Annotated in this window: 2 protein-coding genes; both read left to right on the plus strand. The window is 74.5% G+C overall.

What is annotated here, in order from left to right:
• The first annotated feature begins 350 nt into the window (after positions 1-350).
• Positions 351-2,435 (plus strand): acyltransferase family protein, encoded by a 2,085-nt coding sequence (locus ACFRCR_RS17255; RefSeq protein WP_377679240.1) that lies wholly within the window; start codon positions 351-353, stop codon positions 2,433-2,435.
• A 360-nt stretch (positions 2,436-2,795) separates the two neighbouring features.
• Positions 2,796-4,184 carry a trigger factor gene (gene tig / locus ACFRCR_RS17260; RefSeq protein ID WP_377679241.1) on the plus strand — a complete coding sequence of 463 codons (1,389 nt, stop codon included), beginning with the start codon at positions 2,796-2,798 and terminating at the stop codon, positions 4,182-4,184.
• Positions 4,185-4,357 lie beyond the last annotated feature (173 nt).

Consider the following 4,357-nt stretch of genomic DNA (forward strand, 5'->3'; position numbering starts at 1 on the left):
GGGGGGCGCGCCCGGCGGGGCCGCCGCCCCCCGGCGGGGCCCGGCGCGCCGCGGGGGGTTGGGCCCGGGGGGGGGGGCGGGGGGGTCGGGCGGGCGCGGGCCCCCCCGGCCGGCCCCGCCGCCCCGGCCGACCCCGCCGCCCCGGTCGGCCCCGCCGCCCCGGTCGGCCCGGCCGGGGCGCCGGACCTCACGGTCCGCGAGACGGAGGGTGACGCGGTCGACGCGGGCCCGACCACGTCCTCCCGGGCGCACAGCTCCCTGCAGTGGCCCGCGGTCGTCGCGCTCACGGTGGCCCTGGCCTTCGCCGGGCTCGTTGCCGCAGGGGTGTTCGACCCCATGATCGAGGCGTTGTGAGCGCCGGCACCGGGCGGGGACGGCCCGGCTTCCGAGGGGACGTCGAGGGGCTGCGCGCGCTGGCCGTCGTGCTCGTCCTGCTCTTCCACGCGCAGGTCCCGGGCGTGCCCGGCGGGTACGTGGGGGTCGACGTCTTCTTCGTGATCTCGGGTTTCCTCATCACGGGGATCCTGCTGCGACAGCTGGCGTCGGCCGGGCGGATCGCGCTGCCCGCGTTCTTCGCCGGCAGGGCGCGCCGCATCCTGCCCGCGGCCTCCGTCGTCCTGGTGGGCACGGCGCTCGCGGCCTGGCTCGTGCTGCCGCCGCTGAGGGCTCGCGACACCATGATCGACGTCGTCGCGAGCGCGCTCCAGGTCGCGAACCTGCGCTTCGTCGCGCAGGAGACGGACTACATGGCGGCCACGGCGGCGCCGAGCCCCGTGCTGCACTACTGGTCGCTCGCGGTCGAGGAGCAGTTCTATCTCGTGGTGCCGCTGCTGCTCGCGCTCGTCGGAGCCCTCGCGGCGCGGGTGCGCAGGAGCCCTCTGCCGGCGGCCGTCGCGGTCCTGGCGGTCGGCACGGTCGCCTCGTTCGTCGTCTCGCTCGTGCTGACGTCGAGCGACCCGGCCCTCGCGTACATGTCGCCTCTCACCCGGGCGTGGCAGTTCGGGCTGGGCGGTCTCCTGGCGGCCGCTGTGCTGCACAGGCCCGACGGCGCCACGTCCCTCCCGCGGGGCGGTGTCACCGGAGGCACGGGTCACCCCGCCGTGCGGCGCGTCGCGTGGACCCTGGCCGGGTGGGCCGGGCTCGGTGCCGTCGTGTGGTCGGCCGCGGTCCACGACGAGTCCACGCCCTTCCCGGGGACGGCGGCGCTCTGGCCGACGCTCGGGACGGTCGCTCTCCTCGCGGTCCCGGCGACGGCCCGGACGGCGCGGGGGAGCGTGGGGCACCTGCTCGCGCTGTCGCCCGTCCGGGCAGTCGGGCGGTTGTCCTTCGCCTGGTACCTCGTCCACTGGCCCGTGCTCGTCCTGGCCGACGCGGTCTGGGGGCCGCTCTCCTGGCCTCAGCGCGTCGTGCTGACCCTCGGCGCGGGCGGGGTGGCCTGGCTCGTCCTCCAAGGAGTCGAGTCGCCGCTGCGGCGTTCGCCGGTCGTCGCGCTCCGACCGTCAGCGAGCTACTCGGTGGGGGTCACGGGCGTCGTCCTGGCCCTGGTCGCGAGCCTGGGGGCGGGCTCGGCGGTGTACGCCGGGCTGGAACGGGACGAGGTCGGGTCCGCGCAGGTCCGGCTCGACACGATCTTCGACCCGGCCGCGCTCGCGCGGACGGGTGGGCCGGTGACCCCGGGGCTGACACGGGCCGCGCTCGACGCCCCGCCCGCGGAGACCCCGTGCCTGGGGGCGCTGGGCCTGAGCGAGACGACCTGGCCTGCCGAGTGCGTCGTCGGGCCGGAGGGCGGGCGCGAGGTCGTGCTGTTCGGCGACTCGAAGGCCTTCCAGTGGAGCGGTGCCCTGCGCGACGTCGCGCTCGCCCAGGGGTGGCACCTGTCGATCGTGACCAAGGGAGGGTGCACGCCGGCCGACCTGCCGCAGGCCCTGCTCGACGAGTCGCAGCACTGCGAGGCGTGGCGCGACGCGCAGATCGACACGATCGCGGCGCGGGCCGACGTCGTGATCGTGGGGTCGAGCGCGGCGTACTTCGAGAGCGAGGAGGCAGCCGACCGGCGGGAGGCCGCCTGGGGGAGCACGCTCGGGAGGTTCGCTGCCGCAGGGGTGCCCGTGGTCTACCTGCGGGACACGCCCACCCCGGGGGTCGACGTCCCGAGCTGCGTCTCCGGAGCGCTCGACGACTGGGACGCGTGCTCGTTCCCGAGGGCGCGGGCCCTGCCGGCTGACCCGTTGGTCGTCGACGTCGCGCTCGGTGACGTGCCCGGCGTCGAGGTCGTCGACGTCTCGGGGGTCGTCTGCGCGCAGGAGCGGTGCCCCGCCGTCCTCGGCGGTCTGCTCCTGTACCGCGACGGCAGCCACCTGACGGCCACGGCCGTCGAGGCGCTGCGTCCCGAGCTCGAGCGGCGGCTCGTCGAGACGCGCGCGCTCGGCGGCTGAGGGCGACGGGCGAGGCGTCGGGGCCGTGCCGGGTCACGGCTCGGTGCGCGGCCCCGACGCCTCGCCCGGGCTGGTGCCGGGCCGTCGTCCTGCTCGCGCCGGGCAGGTGCCGGGCGGGTGCCGGCCCTCGGCGCGTCGGCGCCCACGAGGTGTGGCGTACCATGGACGGGTTGTCCGTGCGCCCTTTCCGGTGGAGGCCCTCCGAGGCTGCCGCCGCACCGCTCGAGGCGACGCGATCGACCAGGCGCCAGCGTCTGCCACCGATCGATGAACGTTCGAACAGGTCCCGCTGCAACCGGCGGGACATGCACGCACCCCGTTGCCGCACGTCGGCTCCCCGATCAGTTGGAGATCATCGAAGTGAAGAGCGCCGTCGAGACCCTGGACCCCACCAAGGTCAAGTTGACCGTCGAGGTGGAGTACGACGAGCTCAAGCCGAGCATCGACCACGCCTACAAGCACATCGCGGAGCAGGTGAACGTCCCCGGCTTCCGCAAGGGCAAGATCCCCGCGCGCATCATCGACCAGCGCGTCGGTCGTGCTGCCGTGCTCGAGCACGCCATCAACGACGGCCTGTCCGGCTTCTACCGCCAGGCCGTCAACGAGACGGGCATCCGCCCGCTCGGCCAGCCCGACGTCGAGGTGACCGAGGTCCCGCTCGACGCCGAGGGTGCGCTGCACTTCACGGCCACGGTCGAGGTCCGCCCGGAGATCGAGATCCCCGCGCTCGACTCGGTCACGCTCACCGTCGAGGCCGCAGAGGTCTCCGCCGACGACATCGCCGAGCGCCTCGACGCGCTGCGCGAGCGCTTCGGCACGCTGGTCGGCGTCGACCGCCCGGCCGCGGAGGGCGACTTCGTCGTCATCGACCTGAAGGCCGTCATCGGCGACGAGGAGATCGACTCGGTCTCCGGCATCAGCTACCAGATCGGCTCGGGCAACATGCTCGAGGGCCTCGACGAGGCGCTCACCGGTCTGTCGGCCGGCGAGACCACGACCTTCAAGGCGCCGCTCGCGGGTGGCGACCACGAGGGCAAGGAGTCCGAGGTCACCGTCACGGCCACCTCGGTCAAGCAGCGCGACCTGCCCGAGGCCGACGACGAGTTCGCCGAGCTCGCGTCCGAGTTCGACACGATCGAGGAGCTCAAGGCGGACCTGCGCGAGCAGGTCGCGAGCATCAAGACCTCGAACCAGGCCGTCGCGGCCCGTGACGCTCTGGTCGAGCACCTCCTCGAGAACACCGAGATCCCCGTGCCCCAGGGCGCCGTCGAGGCCGAGGTGCACCGTCACCTCGAGTCCGAGGGACGTCTCGAGGACGAGGCGCACCGTGCCGAGGTCGAGGTCGACGCGGCCAAGGCCCTCAAGAACCAGATCCTCCTCGACACGCTCGCGGAGCAGCTGAAGATCAAGGTCGCCCAGAACGAGCTCCTGGACTACCTCGTCAACGCCTCGCGCCAGTACGGGATGGACCCGAACCAGTTCATCCAGTCGCTCGACCAGGGCGGTCAGATCCCCGCCATGGTGGGCGAGGTCGCCCGCTCGAAGTCCCTCGCCGTGGCGCTGCGCCAGGTCGAGGTCAAGGACTCCGAGGGCAACGTCGTGGACCTGAGCGAGTTCATCGGTTCGGACGAGGAGGACGCGGCGGCTGACGCCGCGGCCGCCGCCGCCGGTGAGGACGTCACCGACATCACGGACGAAGACGGCATCGAGGTCGTGTCCGAGGACGAGGCAGCGGCCGACAAGGCCTGATCCTCCTCACGACACCCCGGGCTCCCCGAGCCCCCGACGCCGGCCCCCGCCTACCGGCCGCCCCGGGGGGGCCCCGTGGGGCCGGGGGGCCGCGGGCGCAGCCGGGCGGGCGCGGGCAGCCCCGCCCGATGAGCAAACCGCCAAACGCCGACCGCCGGGACCAACGGAGCCGC

The sequence above is a fragment of the Oerskovia sp. NPDC056781 genome (assembly GCF_042789955.1).
GTDB classification, from domain to species: domain Bacteria; phylum Actinomycetota; class Actinomycetes; order Actinomycetales; family Cellulomonadaceae; genus Oerskovia; species Oerskovia rustica.